A 21,644-nucleotide genomic window follows, 5' to 3' on the forward strand; every position below is an offset into this window, starting at 1 on the left:
TGGGGGTTCTTGTTTCCCCAAAGACGTAAAGGCCCTAAAAAAAACAGCTGAAAAATCAGGGTATAAGGCCCAGCTATTGAACGCCGTGGAAGATGTGAACGACCGTCAGAAATTGGTCATTGCCGAAAAAGTGATTGAACGCTTTGGCGAAAATCTCACTGGAATGACTTTCGCGGTGTGGGGTCTGGCCTTTAAACCCGGTACGGATGATATGCGTGAAGCGCCTTCCATATATATCATCAAAAAGCTTATCGAACAGGGAGCAAAAATTAATGCCTACGATCCCAAAGCAATACATGAGGCCCAAGAATTCTATTTGAAAGGGGTTCCCAATGTTATATATACCAATTCAAAATATAAGGCGTTGTATAATGCAGATGCGATGCTTTTGCTAACCGAGTGGAAAGAATTCCGATCTCCTGATTTTATGGAGATCAAAAATACATTGAATGCCCCAATAATTTTTGATGGACGCAATCAATACAATGATGATCGCATGGAAGAATTAGGTTTTGAATACCATCAAATAGGCAAAAAAAATTAATTTATGAAAAACATTAAAATTGCCGTAATCGGTTTAGGTTATGTAGGACTTCCTTTGGCTCGCTTATTTGCCACAAAATTTCCAGTAATAGGGTTTGACATCAATGAGGAGCGTATCGCTCAACTACAATCAGGAACCGATGTTACTCTAGAAGTGGAAGATTCGTTGCTCAAAGCCGTTTTGAATAATAATCCTAATACTTCGAAAGGTCTTTATTGTACAGATAAGGTAGAGCACCTCTCAGACTGCAATTTTTATATCATCACGGTACCCACCCCCGTCGATAGTACTAATCGACCCGTATTGACCCCACTGTATAAAGCAAGTGAAACTGTTGGGAAAGTATTGAACAAGGGTGATATCGTGGTTTACGAATCAACAGTATATCCTGGCGCCACAGAGGAAGAATGCGTACCGGTATTGGAAAGAGTGAGTGGACTTTCTTTCAACTCTGACTTTTATGTTGGCTATTCGCCTGAGCGGATTAACCCAGGGGACAAAGAACATACAGTTGAAAAAATCTTAAAGGTGACATCTGGTTCCACACCAGAAGTAGGTCAAAAGGTAGATGCCCTATATGCATCAGTGATTACTGCAGGCACCCATTTGGCCCCAACCATCAAAGTGGCCGAGGCCGCCAAGGTCATCGAAAATTCACAGCGTGACATCAATATTGCCTTTGTAAATGAACTGGCCAAGATTTTTAACTTGATGAATATTGACACCAATGATGTACTTGCTGCTGCAGGTACCAAATGGAATTTTTTACCCTTTAAACCAGGCTTGGTCGGAGGGCATTGTATTGGTGTAGACCCTTACTATCTTGCTCAAAAAGCACAGTCATTTGGATATCATCCTGAAATTATTTTGGCAGGTAGGCGAATGAACGATGGTATGGGAAAGTATGTGGCGGCCGAGGTGGTGAAATTGATGGTACAAAAGGATATTAAGGTGAAAGGATCTAAAATCTTGGTTTTAGGAATAACTTTTAAGGAAAACTGTCCTGATGTTAGAAATACCAAAGCCGTAGATGTTATAAATAGTTTAAAAAGTTATGGTGTCGAAGTTATTGTCTTTGATCCGTGGGCCTCTCCAATAGAGGTTAAACATGAATACAGCATGGACATTGTCAAAGAAGTACCAAAAGATAAATATGATGCGGTTGTTTTGACAGTCGCCCACAAAGAGTACTTACAATTGAATATAAAGAGCATGCTAAATGAGAATGGAGTGCTATATGATGTAAAAGGTGTTTTAAAAGAGCCTGTTGATGCAAGATTATGATATTTTTTGTTTTTCAACAGACATGGTCAAAGGCTACTAATATGTTGAAAGTAAATAAAACGTTTAGATTATGATTATCATAAACAGTGATGACTTTGGGGCTAGCCCAAGTATAAACAAAGCCATTTTCATAGCATTTTCAAAGAATTTGATAAGTTCTACAAGTACTTTGGTCAATTTTGAAGAGGGCCTTAGAGATGCGATTGGCTATGTTAAAAACGGAAAAATTGATGGCAATTCTATTGGCATTCACCTAAATCTAACACAAGGGATTCCTTTAACGGAAAAAATAAAGAAAAACGTCAAGTTTTGTGAAAATGGCATGTTCAAAAATAACAGGTCTTCTACACCCATATTCAAAATGGACGCCAATTCTAAACAATGTGTCGTTGAAGAGTTGCATGCCCAAATGGTTCATTTTATCGACAGCTTTGGTTTTCTTCCCAGTCACATAGATTCCCACCACCACGTACATACTGAATGGGCCATAGCTCAATGCGTTATTGAAACGGCAAAAAAATATCAGATCAAGTCACTAAGACTTGCTAGAAACACTGGGCAAACCCACGATTTCAAAAAAAGGGTATACCAATCGTTGTTGAACAGATATATAAAGTTCAAAGGTTCAAAGGTAACTGATAAATTCGGTGGTATAGATGACTTCATGTTTTCAGGCCTGAATCTGAAAAAAGACAATGAAATCATGGTACATGCCTTAATGTCTGCTGATGGAGGCGAAATAGTTGACTTAGATGGTCTAAACTTGCAAAAAAAGTTATCAGACTTGTTTCAGCAAAGTACATGGCGTATAAACAACTACACTGAATTTAGAGAAATAATGTCCAAAGAAAAAAATGGGTCTGATGCCTTATGATAAACAGAGATATCAAATACAAATTAAACAGATTATGTAATCATAAGATTGATGAAAAACTTTTGCACAGAAAAAGAGTTGGCCGGTTTTAAAAAGAAATGGGCCATTAAATGACTCTACCACCATGATATCTCATTTCTTTAAGCAAAATTATACAATGTTATATGGATTTAATCGAATTATTGAAATTGGCAGCTTCAACAGCTATTGATGCTGGAGTTAAGATTTTGGAAATATACGAAACTGGAGATTTTGCAATTGACCGCAAAACAGATGAATCACCTCTCACCATTGCCGATAAAGTATCAAATTCTATCATTGTTAGCTCATTGAAACATACCAATATTCCCTTTATTAGCGAGGAATCTAAACTAGTTGATTTTAAACAGCGAAGAAGTTGGAATACTTATTGGCTTGTTGATCCACTGGATGGCACAAAAGAATTCATCAAGAGAAATGGAGAATTTACCGTTAACATTGCTTTGTGTCATTTGGGCAAACCTATCCTTGGTATCATTTATGTTCCCGTTACAAGAGAACTTTACTATGCTGATGCTACAAAGAAGATGGCGTACAAATCAATCTTAGATGAAGAACACGGCCTGAAAAAAGGTCTTTGCGCCAAGGAAGACCGTATTACTAAAAGCGAATCAAAGAAAGAATTGGTTCGTATTGTAGGTAGCCGCTCACATATGAATCAAGATACTCTTGACTATATTTCGTCCATTAAGGATGAATACGATGAAGTAGAAATTGTTTCGAAAGGGAGTTCCCTTAAATTCTGTTTGGTTGCAGAAGGCAAAGCGGACGTTTATCCGAGATTTGCACCTACTATGGAGTGGGACACTGCAGCCGGCCATGCGATTTGCAACGCCGTTGGATTAAAGGTGATTTCCCAACAGACCAATGAGGAATTGCCATATAATAAGGAAAATTTGTTGAACCCCTATTTTTTAGTAAGCCAATAAGCTGTGGGTAAGATTTCTCGTTTTATGGGCAAAATCTCCCATAAAAGACATATAGCTAAAACCATAACTTGGAGATTGGTAGGTACATTAGACACCATCGTACTGTCTTGGTTTATTACAGGAAACCCTACTACAGGACTTAAAATCGGGTTTTCTGAGGTCATTACGAAAATGATTTTGTACTACCTGCACGAACGGGCATGGTTGCGAGTTAAGATACCTGAAAGTAGAAAACGGCATTTACTTAAAACAGTTTCCTGGCGTATAATTGGAACTCTGGATACTGTGGTTATATCATGGATAATTTCCGGAAATCCAATGACCGGATTAAAAATCGGAGTTCTCGAAGTGATTACAAAAATGGTGTTGTATTATTGTCATGAAAGAGCATGGTACCGTATCAATTTTGGTTTAGACAAAATAATTAGATCGAAAACATGGAAAAAAATTTAGTTTCCCATTCATATAGCATTGGCGTTGAGGAGCGTAGAAAAATGAATGGACATCATTCACTTTTGATTTTCTTTACTGGTTTATCAGGATCGGGTAAGTCGACCTTGGCGAATGCACTGGAGCAAAGATTATATAAGGACGGTATTAAAACTTATGTCCTTGATGGTGACAATGTGCGCAAGGGTATTAACAATAATCTCTCTTTCAAACCAGAGGACCGATCAGAGAACCTAAGGCGAATCGGTGAAGTTTCGAAGCTTTTTGTCGATGCTGGCATAGTGGTACTCGCCGCGTTCATCGCTCCCTATGAAAAAGACAGGGTATTCATAAAAAAAACAGTGGGGCCAGATAACTATATTGAAGTTTTTGTGAACACCAGCCTTGAAGTATGTGAGCAAAGAGATGTAAAGGGGCTATATGAAAAAGCACGCAAGGGTGAGATAAAAAATCTGACTGGAGTTTCCGCTCCCTACGAACAGCCTATTGAACCTGACATAGAAGTCACAAATGAAAACAGTATCGAAGAATCTGTCGATGTTATATATAACAAAATCAAGAATCAAATAAAACTCAAAAAATGAGTAAATACTATCTAAACTATATTGATGAATTGGAATCAGAGGCAATCTTCGTTTTGCGTGAAGTTTGGGCACAATTCCAGAATCCGGTCATTCTTTTTTCAGGCGGCAAAGATTCTATAGTGGTAACCCACCTAGCGAAAAAAGCTTTCTTTCCTGCTAAAATCCCATTCCCACTGATGCATGTTGATACCGGTCATAATTTTCCAGAAACGATACAATTCAGAAACGAGACCTTAAAAAAACTCGGGGTTGATTTGATCATCGGCTCAGTACAAGAGTCTATTGATCAAGGTAGGGTCGCCGAAGAAAAAGGGAAAAGTGCCACGCGTAATTCGCTACAAATCACTACTTTATTGGATACCATTGAAGAACACAAAGTTGACTGTGCAATAGGCGGTGGACGACGTGATGAAGAAAAAGCTAGGGCAAAAGAACGTTTTTTTTCACATCGTGATGATTTTGGACAATGGGATCCGAAAAATCAGCGACCAGAATTATGGAATCTATTTAATGGAAAATATTTTGAAGGGGAACACTTTAGAGTCTTCCCAATAAGTAATTGGACAGAAATGGACGTTTGGAACTATATCAAACGTGAGAATATTGCGATTCCATCCCTATATTTTGCCCATGAAAGGGAAGTGGTATGGAGGAGTGATTCTTGGATTCCAAATTCTGAATTCTTAACATTGGAAGATGGGGAGAAAATAGTAACGAAAAAGGTTAGGTTTAGAACCCTTGGTGATATTACTATAACCGGCGGCATTGAATCAGATGCTGATACCTTAGAAAAAATTGTTGAGGAAGTTTCAGGCATGCGACAAACCGAAAGAGGTAACAGAACTGACGACAAACGTTCTGAAAGTGCAATGGAAGATAGAAAAAGACAAGGGTATTTTTAATAAGAAAACATGGAAATAAATAATAATCAACTCTTAAGATTTACTACCGCAGGAAGTGTAGATGATGGTAAAAGCACGTTGATAGGACGACTTCTCTATGACTCTAAATCAATATTCGACGATCAATTGGAAGCCATTGAAAGTACAAGTCAAAGAAAGGGTCACGATGGTGTAGATTTGGCATTATTCACCGATGGCTTGAGAGATGAGCGTGAGCAAGGCATTACCATAGATGTTGCATATCGCTATTTTACCACTCCGAAAAGAAAATTCATAATCGCAGACACTCCAGGACACATTCAATATACAAGAAATATGGTAACAGGAGCATCAACTGCAAATGCGGCCATTATCTTAATAGATGCTAGACACGGGGTAATAGAGCAAACCAAAAGACACTCATTTATCGCTTCTTTGCTACAAATACCACACTTGGTGATTTGTATCAACAAAATGGACTTGGTCGATTTCAAAGAAGAGATCTATGACAATATTGTAAAGCAGTTTCAAGATTTTTCATCGAAGTTATTGGTAAAGGATGTACGTTTTATTCCTATTAGTGCCCTCTTAGGTGATAATGTGGTAAACAAATCGGAAAATATGACTTGGTATAATGGTGCACCTTTGTTGCACACTTTAGAAACCATACATATCAGTAGTGACTTCAATAGTGTAGATGCCCGTTTTCCAGTACAGACCGTTTTAAGACCACAGCGAGAGGGGTTCATTGATTACCGCGGCTACGCAGGCAGAATTGAAAGTGGTATTTTTAGGCCAGGAGATGAAGTTACGGCATTACCTTCAGGATTTACTTCGAAAATAAAAACTGTCGAAGGTCCAAAAGGTGAACTTGACGAGGCCTACGCCCCCATGTCAATATCCATAACTCTTGAAGATGACATTGATGTTGGACGAGGCGATATGATTGTAAGATCAAATAATAAGCCAAAGCCTGTTCAAGATTTGGAGGTAATGTTATGCTGGATGAACAATTCACCAGCACAGCCCCGGGCCAAATATACCATCCGGCACACAACCAATGAACAAACTGCGATGATTAAGGAGATAATGTACAAAATTGATATTGAAACCCTTGGGCGCAATTTTGAGGATAAAGAAATAGCCATGAACGATATTTGCAAGGTAAGAATTAGGACTACCAAACCACTTATGATCGATTCATATCGCGAAAACAGAAGTACTGGAACTTTAATCCTAATCGATGAAAATACCAACGAAACGGTTGCCGCCGGTATGATTGTTTAAAAGATATCCTGTATGGAAATTTATTCTGACTTCCAATATATAGTTGTGCTTTGTTAGATGAAGTGTACTCTTTTTAAAAAGTAGGATTATCCCATGAAGTGTATAAATAAAAAATTAGCGGGGCATGCCCCGCTAATTTTTTGTCCAAGTTTAAACATTTGTACATTTTGAAGGAAGAAGAATTCAATACCCTTTACATCAAAACGGACTTATCAACATTTCAAGTAAAATTTAATGATTTTAATGTTTTCATTAAGACCTGCAACACTACTCAAAATATAATGAATCTTGTTTCTGCATATCAATTATTCGGGCTAAGCCCGTCCGGGGAAACATCCTCGTAAGTTCCTCCTCCACCTCTCCAAACCTTATATTCATCGTAATAAGCATTTCCTTGTGGGGCATTATTTGATGACCAGTATACGCCAATAGTTGGATGAATGTCGCCACTATAAGGTTCTCCATCGACATGTGCATAACGATATGTCGTAGTGCCGGTCTCATCCACTATTTTCTCACCATCAACCCATATCTCAATATACCCATCAACAGGGTCTAAAAGCCAATGAATGACAATATCTACCCATTCGTTAACCTCATAATTGAAATTATGGCGCTGGGTCCCCGTGCTGGCACCACTTTCATAAATCTTATCAACATTTGTTTCACTTGTTGATGTTTGAAAATACAATTGACTTGGATTGCCTTGTCTAAGTGTAACCGGGTTTATAACCCCAGCACCGACACCACCGGAAGCTCTTGAGTTTCTAAATTGGGCATAAGATCTTGATCTTTGGGTTTCTTCAGTTATTTTTATTGAAAACCCAACCCAATGTTCTTCCCAATTCATCATTCGGTTAGAGTGGATTTCATTTCGAGTGCTATGGCCATTAAATGACCCCAACCAAATAGCTTGATTTCCCGCTCTTGCATCATTGGTGATTCTCACTTCTGAATGACTATCCATTTCCCAATTCCCGTTTTCAGCACTACCATTAGGCGACCATTGCACGGTCTCGAAGTCAGTATTCCATGTTAATTCTTGCTGCCCTACTGGGTTTTCCTCGGAGGATGAATCGTCCTTATCACTTGTGGACGATTCTTCACCGCTTGTGGACGATTCTTCACCACTTGTGGACGATTCTTCACCACTTGTGGACGATTCTTCATTTTCACTTTCATCTTCTCTACTTTCTATCTCCTTCCCAGTATCAGCGAGTACGTAATCAGAGAACAAATCGGAATCCTTAGTGCAGGAAAAACTCAAAGCAAAGCAAATAAATAACAATAACACTTTTTGTGGGGTAACAGTGTTTAAATTCATGAGAATATAGGTTAAGTATTTAAGTATTCAATAGAGTCAGGTTTGTAAATTTATTTATTTATTTAAATATTTCGGTGAAAAGCACTTCATTTTCGATGAAATACACTTATACTTGTTTTCTTATAATGCAAATTTTACGTTTCGCAAGCCTAAGTTGGATGTTCGTCGACTAATTTTTCGACAAACTGCATATTTTTTAACATTTTTTAAGAATAGTTGTAGCTGATCATCGAATTAAGAAAAAATCAGCTGATTTGACATTAATCAAATTAGGGATATATATTACAGAAGAATTTTAGCCTTCCCCAATTTGATGCATTCCTTTTTAACCGATACATGTCAAATAAGGGAATTCGGGATTATTTGGTATTCCATCGTAAACCTTAAGAGGTGTTCGAGGGTCATAGCACTATGTGGTCTGAACCTATCATACTTCTGTTTTCAAGGTTCAATTCTTTCTTCGGCATCTGTTGAAAGAAAAATCGGCATATATTGGGGCAGTTAATTACCCTAGAAGCTCCCATTGCAGGGCTCAATGTATGGACAATGCATTGATTTGCTGAATCTTTAGAAATTCAATACTATTTCATTGTCGTAAGCCACTTTGTCCAAAGTCATGCTGGTAAAATCATTTCCAAAGTCCACTTTGATACATTAGAAAAGCAGGCTCTATCCAATGAGCTTTGGTTAGCCCCTGTATTTGAGCCTCCCATAGTGTTCTGTTATTCAAACCGTGGAGCATCTGTTTGTACAGGTATAGATTGGCCAGTAACTTTTTCAGCTAGGTATTCTTCTGCTTCAATTGTCGAAAGATACACACTTCACTTATACAAATCGTCAAAGGCGACCCCACTATATACATCTTCCCTGACATCTCGGAAATTTTCGTACCGCCCTACATCCGAAAAGTATGAAAGCCGCTTAGAATCTTGTAAACTTGCTTTCCCATGGAAAGATCAGAGACTATTATACCTATAAAAAACATCTAGTCTGAAATCGTAAAATTTCATGGGAAGAAACCATTATTGATTGAAAATATAGTTTCTTTTTACCATGACAACAATGTTTTTAGACCACTCGCCCATATTTCTAACGGTTATGGGATACGAATCGTAGGAAACAATCTATCATCATTGTTTTCAGAAGATTTTCCATAGGTCTCATAGTACCATTTATCGAAATATCCTCCATACTGGCTGGCCAAGTCTAAAATCATATCATGATATTTTTCCTTTAACAATGCCAAAACCTCAGGTGGGCAATCTAATTCTATTGACTTATTTACGACCTTTTTTATTGGCAAGTCTCCTTCATCGTTCTTTGAACTCCTCAATCCCTCCCGATTTTCCGTACTGGAACCAGAAGTAATAAACTGAATTATTTCTTGAAGTAGTTGCTCTGGAGCATCAATAATTGCATCATAAAAGCAGATTAAAAGCTGTTCTTTTGGAAAAACACTGGTAAAGTTTTTTATGGTACGGGCATAATCAGATCGTAGTTCTTGTCCTTCATTTTGCATAAAAGTTATGATTTCATTCTCTTCAATACTGTCAAGTGAAAAACCTTTTATACGCTTTTTCGTATGCCTGAAATGAGACCAAGCCCTATCAACGGGATTTCTAAGCATAAAAATCAGCTTTGCATCAGGTGCCATGGCAAACATTCTTGAAATATCCTCCTCACTTAGCATAGAATAGCTAGGAGTTATCTCACCCTTTATCCCGCCATAAATGCTGAAAATTGATTTATACCATTCATCACTATAATCTGAGAAATACCATTTGAAAGAAAAAATAATGTTTCTCATTTTTCCAGTAAGTGCTGATTTTAAAATGGACTTGCCTGCCTTTATCAAATAAGGTGTACTGGCAATTCTATCCCTAGCTTTCGTCTTCGAAAGGAAATTTGGTGAGGGGTATTTTGTGTCCCTATCAAAATAATGAAACTCCTTTACCGGTGGAACCGAGAAACCAGGTGTTTTAGATAAGTTGAAGTGCAACCATGTGGTACCTGCTTTTTGGGCGCCTATTCCCCAGAAATTAATAGGTGTTTGGTTTTTCATAACTACGCTAGCATTAATTATATTATCTATTTTTTAGTACTTTAAATAATAATTTATTGGTACTTCAATCTAAGAATATTAAGCTTTTTTAAAGGTTTTTTTAAAAAACGTTTCTAAATAATAGCCAAATATGGTAGGCCTAAATTTTAATATCCCCACACATAGTATTAGCAAGCCAATCGTAAACGTGATGAACATTGCGACATCGGTTTTTTCTAATAAATTGAATAGAAATTTATATCCAAATATCAAAATTCCTAGATATAATCCTAGTTTTAATCCAGCCAGCAAGGGTTGATAGAAATATTCTCTAATGGATCCCCCAAAAACATTTTTTACTAGTACTATCATCATCAAATAATTTAAGAAATGACTTATGACAATTCCTATGGCTGCACCATTGATTCCATAGAAATACCCTAAAGTACCAGAAAGTACTATTATGATTCCTGTAAAAATGTACTTACGAGTGACGTTCTTATAGATAAGGCCTTTGGCACGAATAACCGAATCAGTCATTTTCCCAGAATTACTGAAAGTCAGAACAAGAAACATAATTTGTAGGGGGACTATCGCTTCTGACCAATTTGGCCCCATTAAAATTTGCACAATTTCTGGTGAAAAACATATCAAAAAAACTGTAGTGGGAATCATGATCGAGTTACTAAATCCTAATCCAAACTTGTAAATTTTTATCAACCTTTCATTTTCATCCTGGATTTCAGACATAACCGGAAACATCACTTTGTTTATAATTTTTGCCAGTAACTGACTCGGGAGATCTTTTAGCGTAGAGATTCTCTCATAAATACCGAGTATACCTTGCGCAAAGATCTTTCCAAAAATCAAGTTAAGCCCCTTGCTTGACAAAAAAGTACTAAACGACAATAACATCATACCAGACCCAAAGCCAAACAACTCTTCGGCTGCTTTATAATGAACCTTTAAACTTATTTTTATAGGTGCGAAACAAAACAAGGCTATGGTACTAATCAAAGAGGTAAGAAGGGTCGCTATAACAAGGGACCATACGCCATAATCATTCAAAGCCAAATAAACGCCAATGCTATAACCAATCAAATTTGAAATAATGTTGACCAATGAGACGTTTTTAAAAAAGTAGTTTTTAAAAAGCAGATTAATTGAAATATTATTCAATGAGAGCAGTATTAGGTTCAAAGACGCTACTTTGACTAGTCCATCCAACCTAATATCATTATAGACTGAAGATATAAATGGGGACAAAAGATAAAAAACAGCGTACAGTACAAATCCTATGAGAAGACTTGTTTGCAGGGCTCCATTAATATGTTTGTTATTGACATCTTTGCGTTGAATCAGTGCAGAACCCATACCCCCCTGTATGAAAATATTGCCTATCCCTATAATTCCGTTGACCACGGCCATTAAGCCATAATCTTCTTTTAATAATAATCTTGCCATAATGGCAAAGTAAACGAACTGCAAAAGGCTTAGAGAAATTACTGATAATGACTGCCATTTGCCAGCATTCTTAATTTTATCGCTAAGGTTCATCCAATTTTATTAAGTACATAACCCAGCACATTGAAAAACGGGCGCTTTTTTGCGACACTCTCCCATCGATCGTCATATTTTATTTTTGTTTTCTTAAAGCGATTAAGTGTACCGGCTATAGTGTGATCATTGTTCAGCTCCATATATTCTGGAACATCATAAGAATCAAACCCAAAAAATTTTGACATATCGTTTAACGTTTTTTGGGGATTAATAAAAATCTCTTCGTAATTGAGGTTAAAAACGTCTGACTTATCCACTCTCCTGAGCATGATTTTACATTTCAACCTATGTAAGTAATTGGCTAAAAGCAATTTAATTAAGCCAACATCTTTTCTGTTATATTTTTTTCGCCAATTGTATTTGGATATTGAAACTGCCCGTAAATCTCTTTTCAAATGGATAAACTTAAAATTAAAAGGAGAATTATGATATAGGGAAGTCCCATAATATGCTTCTTTAGAGGAGTCTACCAATACGCAACAGTTCGTAATTTCAAATATGGCTCCGTAAATTTGATTCATTAGGGATTTAGCCTCGCTATTCATTTCTTTTTGGCGCCGCGCATCTTTACCTTTTGGAGGAACAATCATCGTATTTGTTATTGTAAGAGGATCGGAAATATTCAATTTTTGATATACCTTGTTCCAAAACTCACATTCCATTAAACTGGAACCACAAGAGCAATTCCAATCCCATGCGCTACCAGGCCCAATTTTCTGAATATGACCACTCAAAAGAAATGACTCTCCTACTGAAACCATTTGAGGAGATTTTGAAAGAATATTCTCAATTAAAGTGGATCCTGATCGTTGATTGGACATTATATATATAATGGTTTGTCTTTCTTTCATGAACTTGAACTTTTCTAAATTCAAAATTATTAGCAGAACGCAATTAATATTAAGTAGAGGCTGCCAATCTTATTCCCCCATCATACCCTTGATAAAATTCAGAATACTAAGAGCCCTTTCACCAATTTCAAAATTCTTGGAGTATTCCAATGCATTTTTTGACATTTCAATACTTCCCTGCTTGTTACTAAGAATAGAATCAATGGCTGTTTCCAATGCTTTTATGTCCATAGGATCTACCAAAATGGAAAAAGAAGAATCACATTGATCGACTACTTCTGGAATATTTGAGGACACAATTGGCAAACCACAAGCAATTGCCTCAGCAATAGCATTACATGACCCTTCTTTTTGAGTAGGCAAAACGAAAATATCAGCAGCAGAAAGCAACTCAGGGATTTGATATGAAGGTACGCTTTCTTTAAAGACTACAGAGGAACCATTTGGCTCTTGAGGTCCACTTCCCATGTAAAGAATTCCAACATTAGCCAAATTCTCAACAGCATTCAACACCCGCAAAGGTCCTTTATGGGGCATAAACCTACCTACAAAAGCGACAAGTTTAAAATCTATGGGAAGTCCATATTTCTTCCTCATTTCTTGTTTATTCCTTTTATAGAATTTTGTCAAATCAACGGCATTAGGCTTCATAAATATTTTGTCTTCAGAAATCCCATGACCGATTAATTGTTTTTTTAACTTATTTGAAACGGCAATAAACCCATGTATCCTTTTAATACTCTGATTAAAGTAAGTCCCACGATACCTTTTGGTAAAACTTCCAAGATCGCTTTCGCCTATAGCAACAAATACAGGTTTGTTGTATTTTTTAAGTGCATTAACAGCGATAATACCATTTAACATGAAATGTGCATAAACAAAATCAAATTCTATATTATATTTTTTAACGATTCTTCTAATGCCTATTATTTGACCTAATTCAGCAATTTCGTAAGTATTAAATGGGCCTAACTGAATGCTGGACAAAGAAAAAAATCTTGGGCGATACACTGTGCTGTTCTCTACACCATATGACTTTTCCTTTTGATAGGCCCTAAAAGCCGAAATCTTTTCAGGAGATATTACAGTCACCTTATGCCCCAGCTTAGAAAATTGTTGTATCAAATTGTAAACAAATACACCTCTTGACGGGTTTTGTAATGATGGGTAATTATTTGATATTACTAATATATTCATTCAGCTATCCTTTTATGTTTGTCCCCTGACAATATTTGAGCAGTTGATCCTATCAAAATTGCGAAAAATAACCAGAACAATATTTTTCCTATACTACCGCCTTGTTTAGACATATTAAAAATGACAATAACGAATAATACAAGATTTAAAGAGTTTCCAAATTTTTTATAATGAAGAAATAGCTGTTTAACCAAGCGAATTAAAAAAGTTACAAACAAAACTATTCCGGGAAGACCACTCGCAATGAAAACATAGAGAAAAATATTATGAGGGTTCATATAAAAACCCGAATAAGCATACATCCTGGGCAATACTCCATTGAATCCAGCTCCAATTATTATATGATCTCCAATTATGTTGAAAGCTGCATCCCATAGTACATTTCTTCCAGTATCGCCTGTTTCTACCGTTCTTAATAAGCGCTCCGCCATAACAGGATTTGTTTCCAATATATAGGGTATCAGAAAACTGGAAGCCAATATTCCAAAAGCAACTACCGACCATTTGTTGAGAGCCCCTGTCTTTCTAAAAACAAGCAGGACGGCAAGCCCCAAAAACATAGAAACAAAAGCTCCTCGTGAACCTGATAAAGCGGTTAAGCTAATAAATGGAATACAAATGCCTATTATGATAATTGATCTTTTAACGGAAAAATTATTTATAAGCTTTGAAACAATGATTAGGAAGGCCAAAACAGATTTTACTCCGACCATGTTGGGATTTTCTCCAAACAACAATATTCTATCATTCTCATAACTAACCCCATGGCCTAGAGTTACCAATAAATAAACCAAAAACATACTGGCCAAATAGGTGTTTAAAACTATGGGCAAAATTTTGGGTTTATTATAAAGATGGGCTGCAATAAATGTCATTAATGTTATTAAAAGAAATGCCCTATAGTGGAATGCATATTTTAATTCATCTACATATTCTGAATTTATAGCTGAACAAATAAACCCAGCTACAATAAATAATAGTAAGGGAATTACAAATTTTTTAAGAGGTGAAAAACGAAAATTCCTTGGAATCAACGGAACCCATGTCGCCAAATAAAATATCGTTGTCAAATAAGTAACCGAATATGAGCCAACCAATTTAAAGGGATCCCAATTCTCAAAAGTAACAGAGAACACAAGCAGATATAAACAATAATCGTTTACTCTATTTAAAAGTCTTGTCATTAAATAAACTAGAAAATATTCTGACGGCAAATTAAATTAAAAAATAAGTGGGAACACCAACTTAATGGTCAAAATGCTAGTTTTATCGAATAATTGAATATTTAAAAGACATGTTAAATGAATATTCAGATAAGCAGGCTAAATTTGGCCTAAACATTCAAAAATAAATTGATGCGATGTCTTCATATTTGTAATGACTTGCTTGGAAGTAAAGTGCATGAGAACTTATATTTTAATCTGCAAAACCTAGGCAATAGCCAAACCCTTTATTACCCTTTACGGAAGAATAAAATTCAAAAAGTAGAAGCTTTAAATGATGACTTAAAAAATTTATTACTCATTTCAAAACCACTGAATACATCTCATAGGCTTTTTTTTAGAAAAAAAATCAACCATCTTTTTAAAGACCTAAAAGAGCAGGTGGATTTTAGCCAATACAATATTGCTCATGCTACGACCTTGTTCAGTGATGGGGCTGTCGCCCTTAGAATTTGGAAACAGTATGGGGTGCCTTACATTGTAGCAATTAGAGGTACTGATGTAAACCTATTTTTAAAATATAGGTTTGACTTATATCCTTTGGCAAAGGAGATTATCTGCAATGCCAAACAGTTAGTCTTCATAAGTGACTCATTAAAGAAAAACTTCATCAATAGTAAATTTATTGCAACCCTAAACCATTACAAAATCCCAAATTGTCAAGTGATTGTAAACGGCTTGGACCCATTTTGGATTCAAAACACCAATAAAAAGAAGAATTTAAAAAGGCCAACAAAATTTCTCTACATAGGAAAATTCAATGCAAATAAGAACGTACTTAGATTGGTACATGCCTTCCTTAAAATAAATAGGGAGCACAAAAATTTAGAGCTAAATCTTGTAGGGCATGGAGGCAATCAAGAAAAAGCAATAAAAAAAATAGCAATAAAAAATGAGCATTGCATAAACTTCCATGGCCCCATTTATGATAAGAAAGAATTACAACAAATGTATCTTGCCAATGATGTCTTTGTCATGACCTCCATAAGTGAGACTTTTGGGTTGGTTTATGTGGAAGCATTGACCCAAGGATTGCCCATTTTGTTTACAGAAAATCAAGGGATTGATGGAACTTTTAAAGAAAGGGTTGGAGAAGCTGTAAACCCAAAATCAATAAATTCAATTCAACAAGGCTTAGGAAAGCTATTTAAAAATTACCATGAGTATGAAATTGACAAAATAGACTTTTCAAAATTTTCTTGGAATCGTATCGCTAAAACCTATCATGATTTGTACCAAACCTTTTTGAAAGAAAAATGAACTCACTATATATACCCCAGCCCTTTTTTTAACCTTTGGGGATAATTCAGGAGCACTGTCATATTGCGTTATTCAAGAATTGATAAAACGAGTACACCGCTAAATAATGTTGAGCAACAGACTCCAAAATCAAAACATCTGAAGCGGATAGAATTGAGGTCTTTTGAAAATAACCAGTAATCAATCCATTAGTGTTTTCAAGGGATTAAAATCATCTGTAAGTTTTATGCCAAAATCTGTGAGAATGGCCTCGAAAGGATAAGGCCGAAAATTATTAAATGATATAAATTACAAAACTTTATGAAAATCTTATACATTTTCCAATATTTTTCTTTACCCTCTGAGGCTGGAGGAACAAGAGCTTACGACTTGGCCATGAAATTCTTGGAAGCTGGACACGAAGTAGAGTTTATTACCTTGTCCACAAATCTAAAACCTCATTTAAAAAAGGGTCAAAATGTAATAGAATACCAAGGGTTAAAACTCCATGTTTTGGATTTGGATTATGATAATTCAATGCCCTATTTTAAACGCATTATTGTTTTTTTAAGGTTTATTTGGCTTGCTTCATTCAAAGCGCTGAACATTAAATGTGATATTGTATTAGCCACATCTACGCCTCTAACTATTGGTATTCCAGCACTTATAAAAAAGAAATTGCACAAAACCCCATTTATTTTTGAAGCTAGGGACGTTTGGCCTGAGGCTGTTATTGCCATCGGGGCGGTTAAAAACAAATTAGCTCAAAAATCACTTTACAAGTTGGAAAGTACAATATATAGAAATGCAAGCGCAATTGTTCCATTATCCATTGATATGAGGGCTTCAATAAACAAAAGGTTTCCTTACCTAACTTGTCCAGTAGTTTGCATAGAAAATATTTCCGCGCTCCAACGATTTAATTCTGGTTTTAATCCTGAAAAATTGATTATCAACGAGCGTCTAGGCATTCAACCAAGATTTTCTATTGTATATGCGGGAACTTTTGGTAGGGTCAATGGCATACATTATGTAGTGCATTTGGCCCAAAAACTATATCCTATTGACCCTAGCATAGTATTTATTTTGATCGGTGACGGTAATGAAAAAGATAGCGTGATCAAATTGGCAGAAAAGGCAGGAATTCTCAATAAGAACATATTCGTTCTTGATCCTGTACCTAAGAATGAGTTGCCACAATGGTATTATGAGTGTCAAATGGGTAGTTCTTTTGTCATACCGATTAAAGAACTCTGGGCCAATTCAGCCAACAAATTTTTTGACACCCTTGCAGCTGGAAGACCTGTTCTAATAAATCATGAGGGTTGGCAAAAAGAAGTATTGCAGAAAAACGATGCGGGCTATGTACTCCCACATAATTTAGAAGATATTGATGGTGCCTGTATCGAAAGGTTTGTTGAATACACAAAAAATAAGAAGTGGCAAAGAAAACAACAGGAAAGCTCCAAAACCTTGGCAGAAGACTATTCATTGAAAACCGCATCAAAGAAATATTTAAAGCTTTTGAAACAAATCTAATATGTTTTTATTTTCCAATAGCTTTGTAAAAAGCTACTGTTGCTGTAATTGGCAAGTAAAATTAGCTTAGGCCAATAGCAATTAATTTAACTTCTAACTCAACTAAACTTTTTCAATCGGCTAAGAAACTGGTAGTAGAACCGGTTTGTTTTTCGATTCTTAATGAAGTCTCTTAATTTTAAACATAAATATAATGGCTCCAACACTTGAATAGGATATTTCACTTTTGAAGCTAACTAGTTTGGTGTCATTGCCCGATTGTGAATTAATGAGTATGACAACATCTATTGGGTATTATACCTTTGCGATAATAATAACCGCCTGACTAAGCAAGAACCGAGAACAATGTATAAAAACTTTATAAAAAGAATTACTGATTTTTTAGTATCGTTTACAGCACTATTACTGCTATCTCCCATAATATTGATAGTGGCTATTCTTTTGTTCTTTGTCAATAACGGAAAACCTTTTTTTCTACAAAAAAGGCCTGGAAAAAATGCGGAGATTTTCACTATCATCAAGTTCAAGACCATGAAAGATCCAATAGGTGACGATAGTGAATTGCTTCACCAAGCACAACGTATAACAAAGGTTGGAGCATTTATTCGCAAAACTTCCTTAGATGAACTGTTACAATTGATCAACGTTTTAAAAGGGGACATGTCAATCGTAGGACCAAGACCTCTATTGATTGAATACCTTCCATTATATAGTAAAGAACAGGCCAGAAGACATTTAGTGAAGCCAGGTATTACTGGATGGGCCCAAATAAACGGTCGAAATGCCCTATCGTGGAAAGAAAGATTTGAATTGGATGTATGGTATGTTGATCATTTAAATTTCAGTACCGATTTAAAGATTCTGTATAAAACCGTTCAAAAAATATTCAGTAGAGACATTATTGCCTCTATTGAGCACGACCCGTTTATTCTTTGGGATGGAAACACTTAAATAAAGTATAGTCCAAATATGGACAAGTCTCTCTGATAGATAGCAAGTTTGATTAAAGAATAATTGACAGATCAACAATGGTTCAAGGATTTTAATGAAATACCATAAATCCATCTTGTACCATACGTTTGTTTACGTAATTGATGCTTTTTAGCATTGAAGTATCATTCTGAACTTAGGTAAGATTAATCATTCAGCAAATTAATCATGAAAATACTATACATCCATCAATATTTCAAAACTCCACAAGAGTATGGCGCAACTCGTTCTTATTGGATTAGCCGAGAATTAATAGCCAATGGCCACAGTGTTACTATGTTGTCCTCCCATCAAAAGGACTTCACCAAAAAGAAAGTTGAGCGTAAACAAATCGATGGAATAGACGTAATTTACATAAAAGTACCCTACGATCAAAAGATGGGGGTGTTTAGAAGACTATGGTCTTTTTTAAGTTTTATGTTCAAATCGACCTGGATAGCCTATAAGGAAGAAAAACTGGATTTGGTTATTGTCACTTCAGTGCCACTAACAGTTGGTTTTCCAGCATTGGTCCTAAAAAAAGTAAAACGGATTCCTTTTATTTTTGAAGTTCGCAATCTTTGGCCAGAAGTTCCTATACAAATGGGAGCCCTAAGGAATAAATTAGCCCAAAAAATGGCATTTTGGTTCGAAAGAACCATCTACAAAAATGCGACCCATATCATAACCCTTTCACCTGGCATTTTTGATGGAGTAGTTAAGCAAGATATCCCTCAAAGTAAGGTCTCCATGATTCCTAACATGTCCAAAATCGATTATTTTTGGCCAAGACCACCCGATTCAAATCTCATCGCCAAGTTTGGCCTAAAACAGGATTCCTTCAAAGTGGCCTATTTTGGCGCCATGGGACTTGCAAACGGAATGGATTATATTATTGATGCCATTAGCTATTTCAAGAATGATGAAAATATCGAATTTGTTTTTATGGGAGGCGGATCTATTGAAACATCACTGCAGGAGAGATGTCTTGGTTTGGACTTCAAGAACACCCATTTTCTTGGTAGATTACCCATGAAAGAACTATCTGAAAATGTAAACCTTTGTGATGTTGCCTTGGTTACATATTCTAATTTTCCCATTTTCGCCACCCATTCTCCAAATAAGCTCTTTGATGCATTGTCTGCCGGAAAACCCATAATTGTGAATTCTTCAGGTTGGACCAAAGATATGGTAGAACGCCATGAATGTGGCTTATTTGTCGACCCAAAAAAGCCTGAAGATTTGGCAAACAAAATTAGACATCTTAAAGAGAATCCAAAGCTCTGTGAAAAAATGGGGCTAAATGCCAGAAAACTGGCTGAAACGAAATATGATAAGTCTATCTTATGCAGAGAGTTTGCCGATGTGATAGCTTCAATTTCAGAAAATATTTCAACTCGAAAATAATTTGCTATGGCAATCAAATATCTTAAATCTTTCGTTTAACAGCAAATCATCATGTCTTGGTATTTGCCATCTACTTGGCTTTACTATATACTGGTTTGATGCGTCTCGACAATTATATTTGAAATGTCAATTTACTTTCACAAATAGAATAGGTCTTTATCATTTATACCAAGCAACTATAATTTGTGCCTTTTCACTTATCTAGAAAAAAGGTTATAGGGCTATTTTATTTCTCAGTTCTTATGAAGTCTTTTAATTTTGCACAAAATTTTTTGAATAAAAATATTGTAGCTGCAAGGCTCTTGAATATGATATTTCACTTTTAATCACTAACAAGCCTACTTTCATTGCTACCCCGTTGTGAATAAACAAGTATGACAACATCTATGAGCTATTATGCCTTTACAATAATAACCACCAAACTAAACAAGAACCGAGAACAATGTACAAAAGCTTTATAAAAAGAATTGCTGATTTTTTAGCATCGTTTATAGCCTTGCTCCTATTTTCACCGGTCATTATCGTACTGATCATATTCTTAATGTTTGCTAATGACGGAAAACCATTTTTCTTCCAAAAAAGACCTGGGAAAAACGGAAAAATATTTACCATTATCAAGTTCAAGACCATGAACGATAAAAAAGATAAAAATGGTGAATTGCTTCCTGCAGCACAACGTGTTACAAAAGTTGGCGAATTTGTTCGAAATACCTCTTTAGATGAGCTATTGCAATTAGTCAATGTTTTAAAAGGTGACATGTCAATCGTGGGACCTAGGCCGTTATTGACTGATTACCTTCCATTGTACAATAAAGAACAGGCCAGAAGGCATTTAGTGAAACCAGGTATCACTGGATGGGCCCAGGTAAATGGGCGAAATGTTTTGTCATATGAAGAAAAATTTGTCTTTGATGTGTGGTATGTTGATCATTTAAGTCTAAGCACTGATTTAAAAATCTTGTTTAAAACCGTTCAAAAAGTATTCAAGCGAGACGATATTTACGACGACGAGCTAGAAGATGTATTTGAACAGTGGAAAGGAAACACCTAAATTAAAGTATGGTTTAAGGATTTCCAAAATCTTTCGCGTGAGGTTAACCCAAGGCATTGTGTTCCACTAACGATGGTTTACCTAGTTTCGACGAAATATTGGAAAAACCGCTGGTTAAACTACGATATTTGTTTTAAAGTTGTTATTGTTAATCTCTTGGAAGGAACAGATACAGATGCTTGTTTTAAAAATCAACTTGATTTTCGCATCAAATCCGTTCAGAGCTTAAATTAATTTTATGATAGAAATCATAAAAGAAAAGGATACTTGGGATACTCTTGTAAAAAATTGTGACCACGCAGATTTTTATCATACTTATGACTACCACCACGTGGCAAAGGCACAGGGAGAGGAGCCTGTTTTGATTCACT

General features: G+C 35.9%; 19 protein-coding genes. 13 read left to right on the forward strand and 6 right to left on the reverse strand.

Features of this window, described 5'->3' with window-relative positions; translation table 11 throughout:
- The 8 genes from Q0992_RS10555 to Q0992_RS10590 all read left to right on the forward strand — a co-directional run.
- Nucleotides 1–544: UDP binding domain-containing protein (locus Q0992_RS10555; RefSeq protein ID WP_299523625.1), on the forward strand; the 544-nt coding region annotated here is incomplete at its 5' end.
- A 3-nt stretch (nt 545–547) separates the two neighbouring features.
- Complete coding sequence (locus tag Q0992_RS10560; protein WP_299523628.1) at nt 548–1,828, forward strand: nucleotide sugar dehydrogenase; 1,281 nt, start codon at nt 548–550, stop codon at nt 1,826–1,828.
- A gap of 70 nt (nt 1,829–1,898) precedes the next feature.
- Complete coding sequence (locus Q0992_RS10565) at nt 1,899–2,702, forward strand: ChbG/HpnK family deacetylase (RefSeq protein ID WP_299523631.1); 804 nt, start codon at nt 1,899–1,901, stop codon at nt 2,700–2,702.
- Nucleotides 2,703–2,866: 164 nt separating this feature from the next.
- Entirely contained in the window at nt 2,867–3,670 is an 804-nt protein-coding gene (gene cysQ, locus Q0992_RS10570; RefSeq protein ID WP_299523634.1) for a 3'(2'),5'-bisphosphate nucleotidase CysQ, read from the forward strand.
- Nucleotides 3,671–3,694: 24 nt separating this feature from the next.
- Entirely contained in the window at nt 3,695–4,123 is a 429-nt protein-coding gene (locus tag Q0992_RS10575; protein WP_299523679.1) for a DUF2061 domain-containing protein, read from the forward strand.
- Complete coding sequence (gene cysC / locus Q0992_RS10580; RefSeq protein ID WP_299523637.1) at nt 4,108–4,704, forward strand: adenylyl-sulfate kinase; 597 nt, start codon at nt 4,108–4,110, stop codon at nt 4,702–4,704. The genes Q0992_RS10575 and cysC overlap by 16 nt, the downstream gene beginning before the upstream one ends.
- Nucleotides 4,701–5,606: a sulfate adenylyltransferase subunit CysD gene (gene cysD / locus Q0992_RS10585; protein ID WP_299523640.1), complete on the forward strand. Its 906-nt coding sequence runs from the start codon at nt 4,701–4,703 to the stop codon at nt 5,604–5,606. The genes cysC and cysD overlap by 4 nt, the downstream gene beginning before the upstream one ends.
- A 9-nt stretch (nt 5,607–5,615) precedes the next feature.
- On the forward strand, nt 5,616–6,872 hold the full coding sequence (locus tag Q0992_RS10590; protein WP_299523643.1) for a GTP-binding protein: 1,257 nt from the start codon (nt 5,616–5,618) through the stop codon (nt 6,870–6,872).
- Nucleotides 6,873–7,173: 301 nt separating this feature from the next.
- Here the strand turns inward: Q0992_RS10590 and Q0992_RS10595 are convergent, their stop codons facing one another.
- The 6 genes from Q0992_RS10595 to Q0992_RS10620 form a co-directional block, all read right to left on the reverse strand.
- The gene (locus Q0992_RS10595; protein WP_299523646.1) at nt 7,174–8,196 is read right to left on the reverse strand and encodes a heparin lyase I family protein; all 1,023 of its coding nucleotides are present in this window, start codon (nt 8,194–8,196) and stop codon (nt 7,174–7,176) included.
- 1,096 nt (nt 8,197–9,292) lie between these two features.
- Nucleotides 9,293–10,258 (reverse strand): sulfotransferase, encoded by a 966-nt coding sequence (locus Q0992_RS10600; protein WP_299523649.1) that lies wholly within the window; start codon nt 10,256–10,258, stop codon nt 9,293–9,295.
- A 78-nt stretch (nt 10,259–10,336) separates the two neighbouring features.
- Entirely contained in the window at nt 10,337–11,794 is a 1,458-nt protein-coding gene (locus Q0992_RS10605; RefSeq protein ID WP_299523652.1) for an oligosaccharide flippase family protein, read from the reverse strand.
- The gene (locus Q0992_RS10610) at nt 11,791–12,648 is read right to left on the reverse strand and encodes a sulfotransferase (RefSeq protein WP_299523655.1); all 858 of its coding nucleotides are present in this window, start codon (nt 12,646–12,648) and stop codon (nt 11,791–11,793) included. Before Q0992_RS10610 ends, Q0992_RS10605 begins: the two co-directional genes overlap by 4 nt.
- Before the next feature lie 69 nt (nt 12,649–12,717).
- The gene (locus Q0992_RS10615; protein WP_299523658.1) at nt 12,718–13,845 is read right to left on the reverse strand and encodes a glycosyltransferase; all 1,128 of its coding nucleotides are present in this window, start codon (nt 13,843–13,845) and stop codon (nt 12,718–12,720) included.
- The gene (locus Q0992_RS10620; protein ID WP_299523661.1) at nt 13,842–15,029 is read right to left on the reverse strand and encodes an O-antigen ligase family protein; all 1,188 of its coding nucleotides are present in this window, start codon (nt 15,027–15,029) and stop codon (nt 13,842–13,844) included. Before Q0992_RS10620 ends, Q0992_RS10615 begins: the two co-directional genes overlap by 4 nt.
- A gap of 171 nt (nt 15,030–15,200) precedes the next feature.
- Between Q0992_RS10620 and Q0992_RS10625 the strand changes: the two genes are divergently transcribed.
- From Q0992_RS10625 to Q0992_RS10645, 5 genes are all read left to right on the forward strand, one after another.
- Nucleotides 15,201–16,328: a glycosyltransferase family 4 protein gene (locus tag Q0992_RS10625; protein ID WP_299523664.1), complete on the forward strand. Its 1,128-nt coding sequence runs from the start codon at nt 15,201–15,203 to the stop codon at nt 16,326–16,328.
- A gap of 300 nt (nt 16,329–16,628) precedes the next feature.
- Nucleotides 16,629–17,846: a glycosyltransferase family 4 protein gene (locus Q0992_RS10630; protein WP_299523667.1), complete on the forward strand. Its 1,218-nt coding sequence runs from the start codon at nt 16,629–16,631 to the stop codon at nt 17,844–17,846.
- A 345-nt stretch (nt 17,847–18,191) separates the two neighbouring features.
- Nucleotides 18,192–18,797, forward strand: coding sequence for a sugar transferase (locus Q0992_RS10635; protein ID WP_299523670.1), 606 nt, complete (start codon nt 18,192–18,194; stop codon nt 18,795–18,797).
- 207 nt (nt 18,798–19,004) lie between these two features.
- Complete coding sequence (locus tag Q0992_RS10640; RefSeq protein WP_299523673.1) at nt 19,005–20,222, forward strand: glycosyltransferase family 4 protein; 1,218 nt, start codon at nt 19,005–19,007, stop codon at nt 20,220–20,222.
- 442 nt (nt 20,223–20,664) lie between these two features.
- Nucleotides 20,665–21,273, forward strand: a complete 609-nt coding sequence (locus tag Q0992_RS10645) for a sugar transferase (RefSeq protein WP_299523676.1) — start codon at nt 20,665–20,667, stop codon at nt 21,271–21,273.
- Nucleotides 21,274–21,644: the final 371 nt, after the last annotated feature.

The sequence above is a fragment of the Winogradskyella sp. genome (assembly GCF_028289625.1).
In the GTDB taxonomy this organism is placed as follows: Bacteria; Bacteroidota; Bacteroidia; order Flavobacteriales; family Flavobacteriaceae; genus Winogradskyella.